This window comes from Dietzia sp. PP-33, assembly GCF_033790845.1.
GTDB lineage: Bacteria > Actinomycetota > Actinomycetes > Mycobacteriales > Mycobacteriaceae > Dietzia.
In genome coordinates, this window is record NZ_JAMYEI010000001.1 from 518,115 (window position 1) to 535,184 (window position 17,070).

General features: G+C 71.2%; 18 protein-coding genes. 7 read left to right on the forward strand and 11 right to left on the reverse strand.

Annotated features, from left to right (window positions below):
* The first annotated feature begins 127 nt into the window (after positions 1-127).
* The gene (locus NJE57_RS02475; protein WP_413464352.1) at positions 128-1,192 is read left to right on the forward strand and encodes a magnesium and cobalt transport protein CorA; all 1,065 of its coding nucleotides are present in this window, start codon (positions 128-130) and stop codon (positions 1,190-1,192) included.
* Here NJE57_RS02475 and NJE57_RS02480 read toward each other — a convergent pair whose 3' ends face one another.
* The 3 genes from NJE57_RS02480 to NJE57_RS02490 are packed head-to-tail and all read right to left on the reverse strand — an operon-like array spanning position 1,193 to position 3,344.
* Positions 1,193-1,798, reverse strand: a complete 606-nt coding sequence (locus tag NJE57_RS02480) for a suppressor of fused domain protein (protein WP_319026775.1) — start codon at positions 1,796-1,798, stop codon at positions 1,193-1,195.
* Positions 1,798-2,304, reverse strand: coding sequence for a general stress protein (locus tag NJE57_RS02485; protein ID WP_319026776.1), 507 nt, complete (start codon positions 2,302-2,304; stop codon positions 1,798-1,800). The genes NJE57_RS02480 and NJE57_RS02485 overlap by 1 nt, the downstream gene beginning before the upstream one ends.
* Positions 2,301-3,344, reverse strand: coding sequence for a CoA ester lyase (locus tag NJE57_RS02490; RefSeq protein WP_319026777.1), 1,044 nt, complete (start codon positions 3,342-3,344; stop codon positions 2,301-2,303). The genes NJE57_RS02485 and NJE57_RS02490 overlap by 4 nt, the downstream gene beginning before the upstream one ends.
* Before the next feature lie 69 nt (positions 3,345-3,413).
* On the opposite strand from NJE57_RS02490, the gene NJE57_RS02495 reads away from it, so the two are divergent.
* The 4 genes from NJE57_RS02495 (at position 3,414) to NJE57_RS02510 (ending at position 7,685) form a co-directional block, all read left to right on the forward strand.
* The gene (locus NJE57_RS02495) at positions 3,414-4,727 is read left to right on the forward strand and encodes a magnesium transporter MgtE N-terminal domain-containing protein (RefSeq protein ID WP_319026778.1); all 1,314 of its coding nucleotides are present in this window, start codon (positions 3,414-3,416) and stop codon (positions 4,725-4,727) included.
* On the forward strand, positions 4,724-5,275 hold the full coding sequence (locus NJE57_RS02500; protein ID WP_413464340.1) for a DUF1003 domain-containing protein: 552 nt from the start codon (positions 4,724-4,726) through the stop codon (positions 5,273-5,275). Before NJE57_RS02495 ends, NJE57_RS02500 begins: the two co-directional genes overlap by 4 nt.
* A 72-nt stretch (positions 5,276-5,347) precedes the next feature.
* On the forward strand, positions 5,348-6,505 hold the full coding sequence (locus NJE57_RS02505) for a hypothetical protein (protein WP_319026779.1): 1,158 nt from the start codon (positions 5,348-5,350) through the stop codon (positions 6,503-6,505).
* A 40-nt stretch (positions 6,506-6,545) separates the two neighbouring features.
* The gene (locus NJE57_RS02510; protein ID WP_319026780.1) at positions 6,546-7,685 is read left to right on the forward strand and encodes an Mrp/NBP35 family ATP-binding protein; all 1,140 of its coding nucleotides are present in this window, start codon (positions 6,546-6,548) and stop codon (positions 7,683-7,685) included.
* A 48-nt stretch (positions 7,686-7,733) separates the two neighbouring features.
* Here NJE57_RS02510 and tatB read toward each other — a convergent pair whose 3' ends face one another.
* From tatB to sigE, 4 genes are all read right to left on the reverse strand, one after another.
* Positions 7,734-8,204 carry a Sec-independent protein translocase protein TatB gene (gene tatB, locus NJE57_RS02515; RefSeq protein WP_319026781.1) on the reverse strand — a complete coding sequence of 157 codons (471 nt, stop codon included), beginning with the start codon at positions 8,202-8,204 and terminating at the stop codon, positions 7,734-7,736.
* Positions 8,205-8,268: 64 nt separating this feature from the next.
* Entirely contained in the window at positions 8,269-9,795 is a 1,527-nt protein-coding gene (locus NJE57_RS02520) for a S1C family serine protease (protein ID WP_319026782.1), read from the reverse strand.
* A gap of 10 nt (positions 9,796-9,805) precedes the next feature.
* On the reverse strand, positions 9,806-10,225 hold the full coding sequence (locus NJE57_RS02525) for an anti-sigma factor family protein (RefSeq protein ID WP_319026783.1): 420 nt from the start codon (positions 10,223-10,225) through the stop codon (positions 9,806-9,808).
* Between the two features lie 99 nt (positions 10,226-10,324).
* A complete protein-coding gene (sigE, locus tag NJE57_RS02530) occupies positions 10,325-10,948 on the reverse strand; it encodes an RNA polymerase sigma factor SigE (protein WP_319026784.1) in 624 nt (207 codons plus the stop codon).
* Positions 10,949-11,154: 206 nt separating this feature from the next.
* Between sigE and NJE57_RS02535 the strand changes: the two genes are divergently transcribed.
* The gene (locus NJE57_RS02535; RefSeq protein ID WP_319026785.1) at positions 11,155-11,763 is read left to right on the forward strand and encodes a hypothetical protein; all 609 of its coding nucleotides are present in this window, start codon (positions 11,155-11,157) and stop codon (positions 11,761-11,763) included.
* A 73-nt stretch (positions 11,764-11,836) separates the two neighbouring features.
* Here NJE57_RS02535 and glgC read toward each other — a convergent pair whose 3' ends face one another.
* Positions 11,837-13,063 (reverse strand): glucose-1-phosphate adenylyltransferase, encoded by a 1,227-nt coding sequence (glgC, locus tag NJE57_RS02540; protein ID WP_319026786.1) that lies wholly within the window; start codon positions 13,061-13,063, stop codon positions 11,837-11,839.
* A gap of 143 nt (positions 13,064-13,206) precedes the next feature.
* Here glgC and glgA point away from each other — a divergent pair, with 143 nt between their 5' ends.
* Complete coding sequence (gene glgA / locus NJE57_RS02545) at positions 13,207-14,373, forward strand: glycogen synthase (protein WP_319026787.1); 1,167 nt, start codon at positions 13,207-13,209, stop codon at positions 14,371-14,373.
* Here glgA and NJE57_RS02550 read toward each other — a convergent pair.
* From NJE57_RS02550 to NJE57_RS02560, 3 genes are all read right to left on the reverse strand, one after another.
* Complete coding sequence (locus tag NJE57_RS02550) at positions 14,362-15,258, reverse strand: methyltransferase type 11 (protein ID WP_319026788.1); 897 nt, start codon at positions 15,256-15,258, stop codon at positions 14,362-14,364. The two genes, glgA and NJE57_RS02550, sit on opposite strands and share 12 nt — an antisense overlap.
* 65 nt (positions 15,259-15,323) lie before the next feature.
* Positions 15,324-16,793, reverse strand: a complete 1,470-nt coding sequence (locus NJE57_RS02555) for a M17 family metallopeptidase (protein WP_319026789.1) — start codon at positions 16,791-16,793, stop codon at positions 15,324-15,326.
* Positions 16,794-16,870: 77 nt separating this feature from the next.
* Positions 16,871-17,038, reverse strand: a complete 168-nt coding sequence (locus tag NJE57_RS02560; protein WP_319026790.1) for a DUF3117 domain-containing protein — start codon at positions 17,036-17,038, stop codon at positions 16,871-16,873.
* Positions 17,039-17,070: the final 32 nt, after the last annotated feature.

The window sequence follows — 17,070 nt, forward strand, 5'->3', positions numbered from 1 at the left end:
CACGTCCGCGCCCCTCGGCGCGACATCTCGACCGTCAGTCTCCCAGCACACGCGCGACGACGTCACCCCGAGTCCCGGCGCGACCGATAGTGTCGGGCAGGGGACGAGAGGAGCACCGGTGACGAACATCCGGAAGCGACGGGGGTCTGCGGGCGGGTCTGCGACCACGCCCACCGGCCCGGCAGTCCCCGCCGAACAGGCCACGGTGGACTGCGGCGTCTACGTGGACGGGCTCCGCGAACCGGGGCGGTTCACCCATTCGTCAGCGATCCGCCGTGTCCGCGAGACCGGGCGGGGATTCGTGTGGATCGGCCTCCACGAACCCGACACGGACCAGATGGAGTCGCTGTCCGGGCAGCTCGGCCTGCACGAGCTGATCACCGAGGACGCCGCGACCGGTCACCAACGGCCCAAACTCGAGGCGTACGCCGACGCCCTGGTGCTCGACATGGCGACGGTCGGCTATCTCCCTCATGAGCCGCTCACGGAGGCCAGGGACATCGTGTCGACCGGCGGCGTGATGGTGGTGCTCGGCCGGGATTTCGTGGTGACCGTCAGGCACGGCGACTTCGCGGGACTGGCCGGGACGCGTGCGCAGTTGGAGGGGCAACCGGCACGGCTGGCGAACGGTCCCGCCACGGTGATGCACGCCGTCGCCGACCGGGTGGTGGACAGCTACCTGGAGGCGGCCGAGGCGATCGGTCGGGACGTCGAGGAACTGGAGATGGCCGTCTTCGCCCCCCGCACGCAGGTGGACATCGAGCAAATCTACTTCCTCAAGCGCGAGCTGCTCGAACTCAAACACGACATCGCGCCCCTCGCCCTGCCCCTGCGCAGGCTCTCCGTCGATCATCTGGACCTGGTCCCCGGCGAGATCCGGCACTATTTCCGGGACGTCCAGGACCACCACTCACAGGTCGCCGCGGAGGTCACCACCCTGGACGAACAGCTCACCTCGCTGGTCAGCGCCGCCGCCGCGATGGTCGGGGTGCAGCAGAACACCGACATGCGGCGGATCTCCGCGTGGGTGGCGATCGCCGTGGTCCCCACGATGATCGCGGGGATCTACGGGATGAACTTCACCCACATGCCCGAGCTCCGGTTCGAGTACGGCTACTACATCGTCCTCGGGTTCATGGTCGCGGCGTGTACCGGGCTGTTCCTGTTGTTGCGCCGGAAGGGCTGGCTCTGATCACCGGGTCAGGCCCGGGTTGACCGCCCGGCGGGCCGGATCGGTCACATCGATCCCCGCCTCGGCCCACGCGTCCTCGAGTTCCCCCGACCCCTTGAGCCGGACCCACGCGGCCTCGGTGTGGGTCACCGGTACCGCCCGGAATATCCGCACCGGTGCGGACTCGCCACCCAGCTCGACGTCCGGGATCTCGGGGGCCCGGAGCACGACCGCGGTGAACGCCGCCCCGGGCCACAGCGGCTCGCCGAGATCGATGAGGGCCCCCTCCGACAGGACGAGTCCCTCCACGGCGGGGGCGGCGGCGAGGACGGCCAGCGCACGGACGATCCCGTCCACCCCGCCCTGCAGCACCAGGGACAGCTCCGCACGGGGCGCGGTCGGGTCGGGGACCAGCGCGGAGGGGTCGCCCATAGGGTCGGCCGAGCACCCGAGGGAGGCGTACCGGACCAGCCCCGACTCGATGTCCACGAATCGCAGGATGCGGATCGGCGCCGCACCCAGGAAGGTCACCGAGGCCTCCTGCGGGTCGGGGCCCAGATGCGTGATCAGGTGCTCCCGGACGGCGACCAGAACCGACGGAGAACCGGACTGGTCTCCCGGGGACATCACTTGAGACCGAGGCGGGCGAGTTCGTCGCGGACCCTCTCGGCGTTCGCGGGTTCGCACAGGATGTCGTACCGCCCGGCCACCAACTGCGAGGTCGAGGCGAAGTCGCGCTTGCCACGGGTCGCCGCGTAGGAGAGTGCAGCGGAGACCACGCCGAACACCGAACCACCGACTAGGCCGGTGAGGACGACGCCCCACATCGGCTGCGTGAAGATGCCGAGCACCAACCCCACGAAGAGACCGAGCCAGGCCCCGGTGGCGAGACCCCCGAGCAGGACCTTCGGCCAGGTCAGGCGCCCGGTGACGCGCTCGACCTGCATGAGGTCCACCCCCACGATGGTGACCTCGTGGACCGGGAACTCCTCGTCCGCGAGGTGGTCCACGGCCGCCTGGGCCTGGGCGTAGGTGGGATAGGAACCGACGACCCAGCCGGTGGGCGGGGTGGGCAACCCGGGCGTCTGCCCGCCCCTGGCCCGGCCGGTGGTGGGGTTGACCGGAGAGGTCATGAGCTCAGTCCTTCCGTGGCCGACCCGTCCGGATCGGATTCGAGGGCATCGGACGTGGTCATCCCGGCCGCTCGGCCCCGAGCGGAGACGACCAGGGCCATCTTACGGCTGGCCTCGTCGAGCATCTCGTCCCCGAACATCACCGCCCCGCGGGCCCCGCCCTCGGTTGAGGTCGAGTGAGCGTACGCGGCCAGGATGCCCTCGGCCTTGTCGAACTCGTCCTGACGGGGGCTGAACACCTCGTTACCGGCGTCCACCTGCGCGGGGTGCAGCACCCACTTGCCGTCGAAGCCCAGTGCCGCGGTGCGGGCCGCCGCACGGCGGAAGCCCTCGACGTCGCGCACCTTGAGGTACGGCCCGTCGATCGCCTGGAGACCGTGCGCGCGGGCCGCGACGAGGATGCCCAGGAGGACGTGGTGGTACGCGTCGCCGGGCGTGTACCCCTCGGGCTGCTCCCCCACGGTGAGCGTGCGCATACCGATCGAGGCCATGAAGTCCGCCGGGCCGAAGACCAGGGTGAGCACACGGGGACTCGCCGTGGCGATGTCGTTGATGTTGGTGAGCCCGAGCGCGTCCTCGATCTGTGGCTCGATACCGATGTGCCCGACCGGGAGACCGGCGGCCTTCTCCACCTGGGTCAGCACGAGGTCGAGGGCGGTGACCTCCGCGCCTGACCGTGCCTTGGGCAGCAGCACCGCGTCGAGGTGCGCGCCGGCCCGGCCGACCACCTCCGTGATGTCCCGGACCGTGTACTCGGTGTCCCAGGCGTTCACCCGGACGACCACCGTCGCCGCGGCGAAGGCGCCCGCGGTCAGCGCCTCCACCACGTTCTCGCGGGCCTGCTCCTTGGCCGGCCCCGCGACGGCGTCCTCGAGATCGAGGAACACCTCGTCCACCGGCAGGTCGCGGGCCTTGCCGATCATCTTGACACTGCTGCCGGGGACCGCCAGGACGGTGCGTCGGGGGCGCGCCCGGAGCTCGGCGATCGTCGCCGCGGCGGGGTCCGACGGTGCGGACTCCGTGTGCTGGGCGGGGCTCATCTGGGGGCACTCCCTCCGGTCCGGTGCGGGCGGGGCACGTTCCACCGCCCGGTGACTAACCTGGTCCGCATGGCGAACCTCAACAAGGCCTTCGTCGCCAGGCTAGCCGGACTGCCGGTGATCGGCCCTGACGGGGACGACATCGGACGTATCCGCGACGTCGTGGTGACGATGCGGTCCCGGCACAAACAACCCCGGGTCGTCGGACTCGTGGTGGAACTGCCGACCCGGCGACGCATCTTCGTGCCGATGCTCCGGGTCGCGTCGATCGAGCCGCGCTCGGTGTCGCTCATCTCGGGCACCATCAACCTCCACCGGTTCACCTCCAGGCCCGGTGAGAACCTCGTACTCGGTGCTCTCGTGGACTCGATCATCGACGTGGATCAGGAGCGCTCCTCCCCCGACGGCCCCGGCGGCCCGGGGACGGTGACGCGCCACCAGGTGGTCGACGTGGAGATCGAGCGTCAGCGAACCCGGGACTGGCTGGTCTCCCGGCTCGCGGTTCGGGCCAGACGCGGGCGTGGTCCGCTCGGCCGGCGGGGTCCGGTGTCGATCCATCCCTGGAGCCGGATCAGGGGGTTGGACGACGACGCGATCGGCACCCCCGAGCACGGCGCCGAGAGCCTCGTCGAGCAGTACGCGGACCTGCGCCCGGCGGATGTCGCACACGCGCTACGCGAGCTACCGGAGGTGCGGCGCCTGGAGGTGGCCCGAACCCTCGACGACGAGCGGTTGGCGGACATCCTCCAGGAACTCCCCCACGACGAACAGACCGAGATCGTCACGCGACTGGAGCTCGAACGTGCGGCGGACGTGCTCGAGGCGATGGACCCCGACGACGTGGCGGACCTGCTCGGCGAGATGCCGGAGAAGGACGCCGAGTCGTTTCTCGAGCGGATGAACCCGGAGGATTCGGCACCCGTCCGACGGCTGCTCACGTTCGACGCGGACACCGCCGGCGGGCTCATGACCCCGGAGCCGATCATCCTGTCGCCGCAGACCACCGTCGCGGAGGCCCTGGCCCACTGCCGGAACCCCGATCTCAGCCCGGCGCTCGCCAGCCTGGTCTTCGTGGTGCGTCCACCCACCGCCACCCCTACCGGCAAGTACCTGGGGTGTGTCCACATCCAGGCGCTCCTGCGGGAGCTGCCCTCGACGATGGTCGCCGAGACCGTGGACACCAGCCTGTCCACGTTGCGCCCCACGGACTCGGTGGATTCCATCACCCGGTTCTTCGCCACCTATAACCTCGTGTGCGGACCGGTGGTCGACGAGGAGGGGCACCTCCTCGGCGCGGTCGCGGTCGACGACCTCCTCGACCACCTCCTGCCCGACGACTGGCGGGACATGGACCTGCACGACGACAGGGAGGCACGACCGTGACCGAACCGGGTATGCGATCGTCGCTCTCGACGCCGCTGACCTCGCGGCGTCCCCGGATCAGCTTCGACGCGGACGCCGTGGGGCGACACAGCGAGACGATCGCCCGGTTCTTCGGCACCGGCACCTATCTGATGATCCAGACGGTCATCGTGATCATCTGGATCATCATCAACGTCACGGTGGTGGCGTTGCGGTTCGACCCGTACCCCTTCATTCTGCTCAACCTGGCGTTCTCCACCCAGGCGGCCTACGCCGCCCCGCTCATCCTGCTCGCGCAGAACCGGCAGGAGGACCGGGACAAGGACTCCGTTCAGGAAGACCGGCTGCGTGCCACCCAGACCAAGGCGGACACGGAATTCCTGGCCCGCGAGCTGGCCTCGGTCCGGCTCTCCGTGGGCGAGACCGTCACCCGGGACTACCTCCGCCGCGAACTGGATGACCTCCGGAACTCGATGGAGCGCATGGAAACCCTGCTCGCGGAGCTGAAATGTGATGACGGTAACACTGAAGGCGGGAAAAGCGATTCAGACACCAAGGGCCGGAGGTAGCGTCGTCCAGCACGGCAGCGATGTTGCGACGCACCCCGCTCGTGACACCGTCCGGACGCTGTAGGGGGAACTTTGCGCCAGATCGCGCACCACACTGATCGACGGGTACTGACCAGCGCTGCGGTCGCCGTGAGCGTGATCGGCGTGCTCACCGCCGTGAGCCTGACGATGGACCACAGTCGTCCCGGCGGGGCCCCGGACATCGTCCAGGCGGCCGAGACCTCGGCCCACGTCCCGACGGTGACCGAGACGCCCTCCACCGAATCCCCTGCCGATCCGACGCCGTCCGACCCGCCGCCGTCCCCGGTGGATGACCCCGGCGCCGCGCACATCGAGAAGGCGACGATCCCGGACGGTCCCCTCGGGATCCCCGGCATCGCACTCGACGCCTACCACCGGGCCACCGACCGACTGACCGTCGAGAAGCCCGCATGCGAGATGGAGTGGACCCTCCTCGCCGGTATCGGCCAGGTCGAGTCCAACCAGGGCCGTGGACGGTTCGACGTCCACGGCAACACCATCGGCCGGATCCTCGGCCCCCGCCTGGACGGATCCCTGCCCGGGACCGCCGTCATCACCGACACCGACGGAGGCAGGTTCGACGGTGACGCCGAGTACGACCGGGCTGTCGGCCCGGTCCAGTTCATCCCCTCGACATGGGCGGTCCTGGGCCGCGACGGCAACGGCGACGGCGTGGGCGACCCGAACAACATCTATGACGGGGCGCTCGCGGCCGCCACCCTGCTGTGCGGTCAGGGCGGGTCGATGGGTGATCCCGCGGCGCGCACCCGCGCGATCCTGGCCTACAACAACTCACTCGCGTACGTGGCCAACGTCAACGCCTGGGCCAACGGCTACGCCGTCAACTCGTACCCGTTGCCAGCGGACCTGCCGGAGATCCACCAGCCCGAGCCGACCGTGGAAGAACCCGCCGCCCCGGAACACTGCCCCGAGGGCTGGGAGGGCCGGCCTACCGCGGCACCGGAGCCCGCTCCACCCGGCGAGCCCGGCCGCCCGGTGCCCGGCTGTACCGAGGTGACCCCGCCGCCACCGCCGTCTCCTGAGCCCCCGTCGCCGTCACCCACGCCGTCGCCGTCGCCTGAGGAGGCCCCGGACCACCGCCGGGCCGCGGCCCCCGCTCCGGCCCCGCCGGCCCCGCCGGGTTTGCCGGGTCTGCCGGTGATCGAGCTGCCCTGTATCGCACCGTTCTGCGTGCCCCCACCGGCCTGAATCGTCCGCTCGGACCCCGACGCCTAGACTCGGGTCCATCATGAGTGCACCCAGCGAAGAATCGATCCGCGCCGCCCTGGCCAAGGTCGACGATCCGGAAATCGGCAAGCCGCTCACGGAGCTCGGCATGGTCAAGGGCGTCCACATCGACGCGCAGACCGGCCGAGTCGACGTCGGCATCTACCTGACCGTGGCCGGCTGCCCGATGCGGGAGACGATCACCGACCGCGTCCGTAAGGCGGTCTCCGACGTGCCCGGGGTGGGTGAGGTCGCCGTCGAACTCGACGTGATGAACGACGAGCAGCGTACGGAGCTGCGCAAGAGCCTCCGCGGCGACGCGGCCGAACCCGTCATCCCGTTCGCCCAGCCGGGGAACCTCACGCGGGTGTACGCGGTCGCCTCGGGCAAGGGTGGCGTGGGCAAATCCACCGCCACGGTCAACCTCGCCACGTCGCTGGCATCCCGGGGGCTGTCGGTCGGTGTCCTCGACGCGGACATCTACGGGCACTCCATACCGCGGATGCTCGGAACCGACGCCAGGCCCACCCAGGTCGAGCAGATGATCCTGCCGCCGGTCGCGCACGGCGTCAAGGTCATCTCCATCGCCCAGTTCACCAAGGGCAACACCCCGGTCGTGTGGCGCGGCCCCATGCTCCACCGGGCTCTGCAGCAGTTTCTCGCCGATGTCTACTGGGGCGACCTGGACGTCCTGCTCATGGATCTCCCACCCGGTACGGGCGACGTCGCCATCTCGATCGCCCAGTTGATCCCGTCCGCGGAGATCCTCGTCGTGACCACCCCGCAGCAGGCTGCGGCCGAGGTGGCCGAACGGGCGGGATCGATCGCCCTGCAGACCCGGCAGAGGATCGCCGGGGTCATCGAGAACATGTCCTGGCTCGAACTCCCCGACGGCACCCGCATGGACGTCTTCGGTACGGGTGGCGGGGCCGAGGTCGCGGCGAATCTCTCACGTTCGGTGGGCGCGCCGGTACGACTCCTCGGCCAGGTGCCACTCGAGCAGGCGGTCCGGGAGCACGGCGACGAGGGCACCCCGATCGTGCTGGCGGAGCCGGATTCGGCGTCCGGACGGGCTTATCGGGAGATCGCGGACGGCCTCGCGGTCCGGCCGCGGGGCCTGGCGGGGATGAACCTCGGGATCGACACGACGCGGCATCTGTGACCTCACGGCCGGGGCGATCCCGCTCCGGTCGGACTCCCGCTGGTGTTCCTAGGTCGCGTCCGTGTCCCACGCCGGGTTCGCCGGTGTGGGCCTCGGGGCGGGGGTCGCCGACGGCGGGTGCGCCTGTCCGGACACCGGTGACGTCGGTGGCGGCGTCGGCCGGGTCGACGGCGTCCCGGTCCCCGCAGCACTCCCGACCGCGGTCCCGACCGCGGGGGCTGCCGCGCCGAAATCCCCGTTGAACAGGGACTCGTCGCCGTCCAGGAGGTGCTTGGTGACCATGGCGCGGGGGCTCATGCCCCGGAGATCGCTGAGTTGTTTGAGCGGCTCACGGAACTCGTCGAAGTCGGTCCCGTAGTCGTCCCGGAGCTGCTGTTGGGCGGACCCCGCGAACTCCTTGACCTTGCGGATCGCCGAGGCCAGCCAGCGGGCGGCCTCGGGTAGCCGCTCGGGCCCCAGGACCACGAGCGCGATCACGCCGAGCACCAGCAGCTCGGACCACCCCACGTTTGTGAACATCGCCTCCGAGGATACGTCCTCGCGGCCCCGTCCGGCACCACGACCTCGTGCGACTACTCCGCCGTCACCCCTCCGCGGGGCGGACGGTCAGCTCGATCCGGGCGCCGTCCCGGATCACCTCGACCGGGACCTCGACATCCGCTCCGGCCCGCCGGACCGCGATGACGAGCTCGTCGGAGGACCGCACGCGGCGATCACCGATCCTCGTCACCACGTCGCCCTCACGCAGGCCCGCCTCCTGAGCGGGGGAATCCTCGCGAACGTTGACCAGCTCCGCACCCTCCACGTCGCCGTTGTCCGCCTTCCTGGCGTTCACCCCGATGGTGGCGTGTCGGACCGACCCCTCGGTCATGAGCGAGGTCGCGATGTCGCGAACGTCGTTGACGGGTATCGCGAAGCCGAGCCCGATGGATCCACCGGTCTGCGTGAAGATCGAGGTGTTGATCCCGATCACGGCCCCGCTGGAGTCGATGAGCGGGCCACCCGAGTTTCCGGGGTTGATGGCGGCGTCCGTCTGGATGGCGTCGATCACCACATCTCCGTCGGTGGTCGCCTCCCCCAGCGCGATCGGCCGCTGGGTGGCCGACACGATGCCCTCGGTGACCGTCCGTGCCAACCCGAGTGGTGAACCGATGGCCACCACCTGCTCCCCCACCTGGACCTCGTCCGAATCGCCGAGGGTCGCCACCGTCAGGTTCTGGACGTCCTCCACCTTGAGAACCGCGAGGTCGGTCGCCGGGTCGCGACCGACCAGTTCGGCCGTCGCCCTGGAACCGTCGGGGAACATGACGTCGATGTCGGCTCTGTCCGCGGCCCCGTCCATGGTCACCACGTGGTTGTTGGTGACGATGTATCCCCGGGGATCGATCACGATTCCCGAGCCCTCACCCTGGGCGGACGGCGTCGAGACCCGGATGTTGACCACGGCGGGCTGGACCCGCTGCGCGACCTCCCCGACGGGGTTGTCGGGACGGATGACATCGGCCGGGGCGTCGGCGATCCGCACCGTCGATGTGGTCAGGCCGCGGGCCGAATCGGCCACCACGGCACCGATCCCCCCACCTATGAGTGCGATGACGGCGACGGCGGCGACTGCCGCGGCGAGCGCCTGCCTGCTCAGTCGACGATCGAACAGCGCCTCCGAGAGCGAGAGCCTCGGCGGAGCGGGCGCGTCCGCACCGGACAGGTCCTCCGCCCCGGGGTCCTCGGAAGCCGACACCGCGGGTTCGCCGAACCCCACCGGGGCGTGGGGATCCCGCCAGGGGTCGGGTTCTGGGGGTGGGGAGACCTCGGCCTCGTCCTGCCACGCCGGATGACGCTCGATGCCACGCTCGCCGTCACCGGACGCACCGAACGCGGCGGCCAGTGCCGGGTCGGGGTGGGCCTCGCGACCGGGCACCGGCCGGGGGTGGTCGCCGGCGGTGGGTCGACGCCGGGGGTCCGATCCCCCCGTCACCCCGTCGGGGCGGGAGAAGTGTTCCGCGGACTCCTCGTCGACGACCGGCCTGAGGATCGGGGCCGGTTCGCGAAGCGGCCGGTCCGGGTCCGCGCCCCGCACGGCCGGTTCCGGCACACCAGTCTCGTCCTCCACGCCCCCCAGCCTATCGGCCGGATCCGCGGAGGCGGCGCAGGAGCCTCGCCCACCGGGTCCCGGACTGCGACTCGGGATCCGACGGTGGCTCGACGTCGGTGCCCTCCCCGAGGAGACGGAGACGCTCGCGCAGGTCCCCCGGCATGTGGATGGGTCCGGATCCGCGGAGGGCACGGCGTGCGTCCTGCTGGTCGGCCACCTCGCGGCGACACTGTGGGCACTGCGCCAGATGGGCGTCCGCGCGGACCTGGCCCGAGGGTGGAAGACAGCCGTCGACGTAGGCCGCGGCCGCCTCGGTGGACAGGTGGTCGGTGGAGAGGAAGTGGGGTTCGGACCGGGGCGGCGGTGTCCTACCCGCGACTTCGCGGACCGAGTCGCGCGACAACCGGTACTCCGTGTCGGATCCGTGTCCGCGATGGTGTCGGTCCACCTCACCCCTCCTCGTCCGTCCGGGCCGGGGCCGCACGTGCTCCCCGTCCGAGGTGGTCAACGCACGGGATGCGCCCGGGGTTCCCGGGGCCCCGCGGGATCACCGCGTGTTCTGGTGCACCCCGGTCACGCCGGCCGCCTCGAGTTCGGCGCGCAACGCGGAGCGACCCCGGTGGATACGGCTGCGGACCGTACCCATCTTCACACCGAGGATCCGGCCCACCTCGTCGTAGCTGAGGTCCTCGATGTCGCACAGCACCACGGCCGCGCGGAACTCCGGTGAGAGGTTGGCCAGGGCGGTCTGCAGGACCGGGTCGAACGTCTCCTCGGACAGGACCTGCTCCGGGCTGCGTTCACGACCGGGAACGCGCTCGGCGTCCTCCGGGAGGGCCTCGAAGCGGATTCGCGACCGTCGTCGCGCCATGTCCAGGAAGAGGTTGGTGACGATGCGGTGCATCCACCCCTCGAACGTGCCCGGCTTGTACTTGTCCAGCGAGCGGAAGACCCGGATGAACGCCTCCTGGGTGATGTCCTCGGCGTCGTGGGAGTTGCCGCAGAGACGGAAGGCGAGTCGGTACACCCGGTCCCCGTGTTGGGCGACGAGCTGCGACCAGGTGGGCATGTCCGCGACGTCACCACTGGCGTCGAACCGTGCGGTCCCGACCGCCTCGTCGACGTCACTCCCGGGGGGGAAGGTCGTACCGTGCACTGTCTGCGAGTACATGCGCTGCCGCCGCCTTCCGGCGCGGACTGGTGGGGAGGCGTCCGCGCGGTGCTGTCGTCGCCCCCTCGTGGAGCGCGTGGTCCCACCCTCTCGCACTGGCCTGTCCTCACGGTATACCCGTACTGAGATCCCCCTGAGAGTCTCATACCGATCCGATCACCGCGCGTTGGACGCACCGTCGCCGCGCCCGGCGATACGCTGCTCGGGTGCCCGATTCGACTGACGTCCCCGCCACCGACCGTTCCCGGCCCGCCGATCTCGCGCGCCGCAGTGCCGATCTGGTCGACGACTCCCTGTATGCGCCCGCTCGTGCGGAGGCGGACGAGCTGGGAGCGTCCTCGCCGGACGCGCTGACCGCCGAGGCGATCCGGTTGGTGGCCCGTCTGACCGGAGCCCGGGCGTCGGTGTGCATCTCGCCCGCCCCCGGGGTCCCGGCCCTGGCGATCCTGGCGGCCGCGGGGCCGGGAGCCGGAGCGGTGGTCACCTGCATCACCGACGACCCCCACCATCTGGATGCCGCCCGCTCCGCCGTGCGTGCGGCCGGACACCCCGCATCAGCCGCCCGGTACATCGCGGCGCGACCACTGGAGGTGGCCGACAAGCTCGCCGACGGTGCCTACGACCTGCTGGTGGCAGACGTCCCGGACCATTCGGTCTCCCGGGTGCTCTCCCGGGCCCATCAACTTCTCCGGGCCGGTGGCGCTCTCATCCTGATCGGTGACCACGCGCCGCTGCCCGAGGACGCGGACCTGCCCGCCCACGCGCACGTCACCCTCCTACCGGTGGGCGGCGGGCTGACGGTGGTCGCACTCTGACCGGATCCGTCACGGACGGGACGCGGCGGGGCCGTCCGGGCGGTCGCTCCGACGGGGCGCTCAGCCGGGTTCTTTAACCCGGCAGTGACGTGACGGAGTTCTTGGCCACGCTCACCACCCCGCCCGCGCTGACAGGGAACCGCAGGCGGTCGCGCTCGTGGTCCACCCCGATCACGTCGCCCGCGCCGATCTCACAGTTTTTGTCGACGATCGCCTTGCGCACCACGGCGCCCCGGCCGATCCGCACCCCGGGCATGAGCACGCTGCCCTCCACCACGGCGCCGTCCTCGACGACGACGTTGTTCGAGACCACCGAATTACGCACGGTGGCCGCGGAGATGATGGTCCCGGCGCCGACCATCGACTCCTGGGACATGCCCCCGTTGACGAACTTGGCGGGCGGCAGGTTGTCCTGCTGGGTCCGGATGGGCCACAGGTTGTTGTAGAGGTTGAAGACCGGGTGGACGGAGACCAGGTCCACGTGGGCGCCGTAGAACGCGTCGATGGTGCCCACGTCCCGCCAGTACCCGCGGTCGCGCTCGGTCTCCCCCGGCACCAGGTTGCGGGCGAAGTCGTACACGTACGCCCGCTCCTGCTCGACCAGTGCCGGGATGATGTCCCCGCCCATGTCGTGGGTGGAATCCGGCTTCTCCGCGTCCGCCTTCAGCGCCTCGATGAGCGCGTCGGTGGAGAAGATGTAGTTGCCCATCGACGCGAACGTCGCATCCGGGTCGTCCGGCGTCCCCGGCGGGTCGGAGGGCTTCTCGACCCAGTCCCGGATCAGGTCATCGTCCCCGGCGTCGATGCACCCGAAGGCGAACGCCTCGCTGCGCGGGACACGGATCCCGGCGACGGTGACGGCCGCCCCCGTGGCGATGTGGTGGTCGAGCATCTGCCGCGGGTCCATCCGGTACACGTGGTCCGCACCGAAGACGACGATGTGGTCCGGCTTCTCGTCGTAGACCAGGTTCAGCGACTGCAGGATCGCGTCCGCCGAACCCGTGTACCACCGTGGTCCCAGCCGTTGCTGGGCGGGAACGGGGGTGATGTACTCGCCCCCCATCCCGCTCATGTGCCACACCTGGGAGATGTGCCGGTCGAGGGAGTGGGACTTGTACTGGGTGAGGACACAGATCCGCATGAACCCGGCGTTGACCAGATTGCTCAGGACGAAGTCGATCAGTCGGTACGAGCCCCCGAACGGCACCGCCGGTTTGGCGCGGTCCGCCGTGTGCGGAAAGAGTCGTTTGCCCTCGCCACCGGCGAGAACGATTGCTAGGACGTGCGGCTGGTTCCTCACCCCACCACCGTATCGACTTCCCGGCCGGGGCCACGGGGCATCGCGGGACTTGCCCCCGAGGCGACCCGACAGGACACCCCGCGGTCGGTCGGGGTTCACCCGCAACGGTCCCGGGTTCGCCCGGGACGACTAGGTTGGCGCGTGTGCGAGTAGCGATGATGACGAGGGAGTACCCGCCGGAGGTCTACGGCGGGGCGGGAGTCCACGTGACCGAACTGGTGGCCACCCTGCGGCCGCTGTGCGAGGTCGACGTCCTGTGCATGGGCGCGGACCGGGACACCGCGCGCGCATTCCGGCCCGATCCGGAGCTGGGCGAGGACGCCAACCCGGCGATCAAGACACTGTCGGCGGGCCTGCAGATGTCCGTGGCGGCGGAGGGGGCGGACATCGTCCACTCCCACACCTGGTACGCGGGCCTGGCCGGGCACCTGGCGAAGGAGCTCTACGGGATCCCCCACGTGGTGTCCGCGCACTCGCTCGAGCCCAGTCGCCCCTGGAAGGCGGAGCAGCTCGGTGGCGGCTACCGCGTCTCGTCGTGGTCCGAGCGCAACGCCTTCGCCCACGCGGACGCCGTGGTCGCGGTGAGCTCGCGGATGAAGGACGAGATCCTGCGGGTGTATCCCGAGATCGACCCGGACCGGATCCACGTGATCCTCAACGGCATCGACACCTCGGTGTGGTCACCGGTCGAGACCTTCACAGGCCAGGACTCGGTCCTCCGCCGGCACGGTGTCGACCCCGACCGTCCGATCGTCGCGTTCGTCGGTCGCATCACCCGCCAGAAGGGTGTCCCCCACCTGGTGCGAGCCGCCCGCGACTTCCACCCGGACGCGCAGCTCGTGCTGTGCGCGGGGGCCCCGGACACCCCGGAGATCGGTGCCGAGATGGAGGAACTGGTCGCCGGGTTGCAGTCGACACGCGACGGCGTGTTCTGGCTGCGGGACATGCTGCCCCGCGAGGAGGTCATCGAGATACTCTCCGCCGCGACGGTCTTCGCGTGCCCCTCCGTGTACGAACCCCTGGGGATCGTCAACCTCGAGGCCATGGCGTGCGACACGGCGGTGGTGGCCTCGGACGTCGGCGGGATCCCCGAGGTCGTCGTCGACGGCGAGACGGGCACCCTCGTCCACTACGACGAGTCGGACCCGGACGCCTTCGAGGCCGGTATCGCGGCCGCGGTCAACGACCTGGTGGCCCACCCCGAGAAGGCCGCCGGGTTCGGCCGCGCGGGCCAGGAGCGGGCCCGGAGCCGGTTCGCGTGGGAGGCCATCGCCGAACAGACCCACGCGATGTACGCCTCACTCCTGTAGGGCCCGACGGAACGACCGCACCTCGACGTGCACGCGGACCCGACGCTCGACCGTGCCGACGTGCTGCTCGACGCGCGCCCGGTCCAGATGGACCCCACTGGGCCCCATGAGCGCGAGGTCGGCGGCGATCGGGGCGGGGATCACGGCGGTGACATCAACGACCCGCACGGGTCCGGCAGTGAACCACCCGGTCAGATCCGCCTCCAGGCGTGCGGCCTTGCCCGCCGCCGGCTCGAGCATCCCCGTCTCCGACCGCAACGGTTCCAGATGACCGGGACCCGGCACCGCGACCACCAGTGTCCCGCCGGGGCGCAGGACGCGCGCGAACTCGGCGGGGTTTCGTGGGGCAAAGACGACCTGGACCACGTCGACACACGCGTCCACCAGGGGCAGTCCGTCCCAGGTGTCGGCGACGAGGGCCGCCACGAGCGGGTCCACCCGGGCCAGTCGGCGGGCGGCGGCCACGGATATCTCCGTGCCGATCCCCAGCGGCTCCGCGCTGTCGTCGGGGGTGGGGACACCCGTCGGACGCATCGCGCGTAGGGCGTCCACGACACGGTCCAGGTAGAACCCCGTGCCGGCCCCGGCGTCCAGGACCACCGGTGGGACGGCACCGCACTGGGTACCGCCAACTGTCCCGCGAACCGTCTCGCGGCCCGTCCCGCGGCCCGTCTCACCCACCGCCTCCACCACCGCGTCGGCGACGGCGTCGGCCACACCGTCGAACATCCCGTGACCGAGGACCCTGTCCCGCGCGGCCACCTGCTCGACCGAGTCACCGGGGAACCTGCGGCCCCGGGCTCCGAGAAGGGTCAGCTGACCGTGGCGTGCACGGTCGAACGAGTGCGCGCCCCCGCATTCCACGCCGGAGGCGGTCGCCGTCATCCGCTCCCCACAGACTGGACACCGCAACAACGGGACGACCCGCCCGAGGGCGGCCGGCGCGGAGCTCACCCCCGAGGCCGGTCGACGAGATCCCGGAGCAGGCCCAGCAGGGTGCGGGTGGCGAACCCGGTCGCCACGGGGCCGACCTCGTCGATCTCCTCCGGCGAGCGGGCCGGACCGGCGATGTCGAGATGTGCCCAGGGACGCCCGTCGACGAACCCCTCGAGGAAGAGCGCCGCGGTGATGGCGCCGGGCCCCTTAGGCGCCTGACGGCGATCCGCGATCGCCGAGTCGACGGCGCCGCGCAGGTCGTCGGGGAGAGGGAGACGCCACCACCGCTCCCCCGCTCCCGCCCCCGCGGCGGACACTCGGTCGGCGAGGTCGTCGTCGGTCGCCATCACCGCGCCGGTCCGCATGCCGAGCGCGACCTTCATCGCCCCGGTGAGCGTGGCGACGTCGACGACCACGTCCGGGTCGCACTCGGAGATCCCGTGGGCGAGCCCGTCGGCCAGCACCATCCTGCCCTCGGCATCGGTGTTGGTGACCTCGGAGGTCGTGCCACCCACGTGGGTGACGACGTCCCCGGGTCGGTACGCGGAGCCGGAGAGCATGTTCTCGGCAGCGGGGACCACGACGGTCACGTCGAGTCCCTCGTACCGACCGTCGGCGTCGCCGCAGAACGCGGCGGCCGCGGCCACGACGGCGGCCGAGCCGGCCATGTCCGTGCGCATCAGGTGCATCCCCTCGGCCGGTTTGACCGAGATGCCGCCGGTGTCGAACGTGATGCCCTTGCCCACCAGGAGCACCCGCGTCCCCGGGCCGGGGCGTCTGGCCACCAGGACGCGGGGCGCCGCCGCCGATCCGCCGCCCACCGCGAGGACCCCGCCGAACCCACCGTCGACCAGGGCGTCGCCCTCGAGTACCCGCGTGTGCATCCCGGCGGCCGAGAGCAGGTCGGACATCCTCGACACGAGCCACTCGGGGGTCTTGAGATCCGCGGGCGCCCCTGCGAGGTCCCGGGCGAGCGCGGTTGCCCGGGCGGCCTCCCCCGCCGCGGCGACCGCGGAGGTGACGACCACCTCGTCGTCGTCACCGGACCCGGACGCCACGCGCACCACCAGGTCGGGGACCACCGGCACCGGGTCCGCGGCGAACACATCCTGACCCCGCGCCCCCAGGAGATACCCCAGGACCAGATCGCCCACCCGCGCCGCCGGGACGGCCCCGGGGACGGACACCGAGACCTCCTCCGTCCTCCCCGCATCCCGCAGGTGCCTGGCCACGGCCGCACCCGCACGGCGGTGACCGATACCGACATCCGCCGCACCCGCCCACCCCGGCCGGGGCCGCGACGTCTCCACCTCGACCTCGATCACCGGCCGCCCGTCGACGGTGCTCGTCCGCGCCTCCACCGCACGACCACGGAGGGCCCGACGGCCGTCCGGGGGCCGGGTGACCAGAGGCCACCCGGTGGCGGGGCCGGTGTCGGGGATCACACGGACCGCCGGCAGTGGACGCGAGGGGATCAGGGGCATCGGGGCACCTTCCGTAGAACCGGGACGACGCACCCGCCGCTTGGGCCGGGTGCGTCGAGGTGGCGAACAGTGATCGGTCAGGAGGTGGCCTGGCTCAGCTCCTCACCGAGTGACTTCGCCTCGTCGGGGGTCAACTCGACCACGAGGCGACCGCCACCCTCGAGAGGGACGCGCATGACGATCCCGCGGCCCTCCTTGGCCGCTTCCATCGGTCCGTCACCGGTCCTGGGCTTCATAGCCGCCATCGGGTCGATTCCCTTCGTCCTTGGCCGCGGGT

Coding starts and splice junctions, on each gene's coding strand:
- NJE57_RS02480 (WP_319026775.1), bottom strand. CDS start 1,798: ATGTCCCCGGGAGACCAGTCCGGTTCTCCGTCGGTTCTGGTCGCCGTC.
- NJE57_RS02485 (WP_319026776.1), bottom strand. CDS start 2,304: ATGACCTCTCCGGTCAACCCCACCACCGGCCGGGCCAGGGGCGGGCAG.
- NJE57_RS02490 (WP_319026777.1), bottom strand. CDS start 3,344: ATGAGCCCCGCCCAGCACACGGAGTCCGCACCGTCGGACCCCGCCGCG.
- NJE57_RS02495 (WP_319026778.1), top strand. CDS start 3,414: ATGGCGAACCTCAACAAGGCCTTCGTCGCCAGGCTAGCCGGACTGCCG.
- NJE57_RS02510 (WP_319026780.1), top strand. CDS start 6,546: ATGAGTGCACCCAGCGAAGAATCGATCCGCGCCGCCCTGGCCAAGGTC.
- tatB (WP_319026781.1), bottom strand. CDS start 8,204: ATGTTCACAAACGTGGGGTGGTCCGAGCTGCTGGTGCTCGGCGTGATC.
- sigE (WP_319026784.1), bottom strand. CDS start 10,948: ATGTACTCGCAGACAGTGCACGGTACGACCTTCCCCCCCGGGAGTGAC.
- NJE57_RS02550 (WP_319026788.1), bottom strand. CDS start 15,258: ATGACGGCGACCGCCTCCGGCGTGGAATGCGGGGGCGCGCACTCGTTC.
- NJE57_RS02555 (WP_319026789.1), bottom strand. CDS start 16,793: ATGCCCCTGATCCCCTCGCGTCCACTGCCGGCGGTCCGTGTGATCCCC.
- NJE57_RS02560 (WP_319026790.1), bottom strand. CDS start 17,038: ATGGCGGCTATGAAGCCCAGGACCGGTGACGGACCGATGGAAGCGGCC.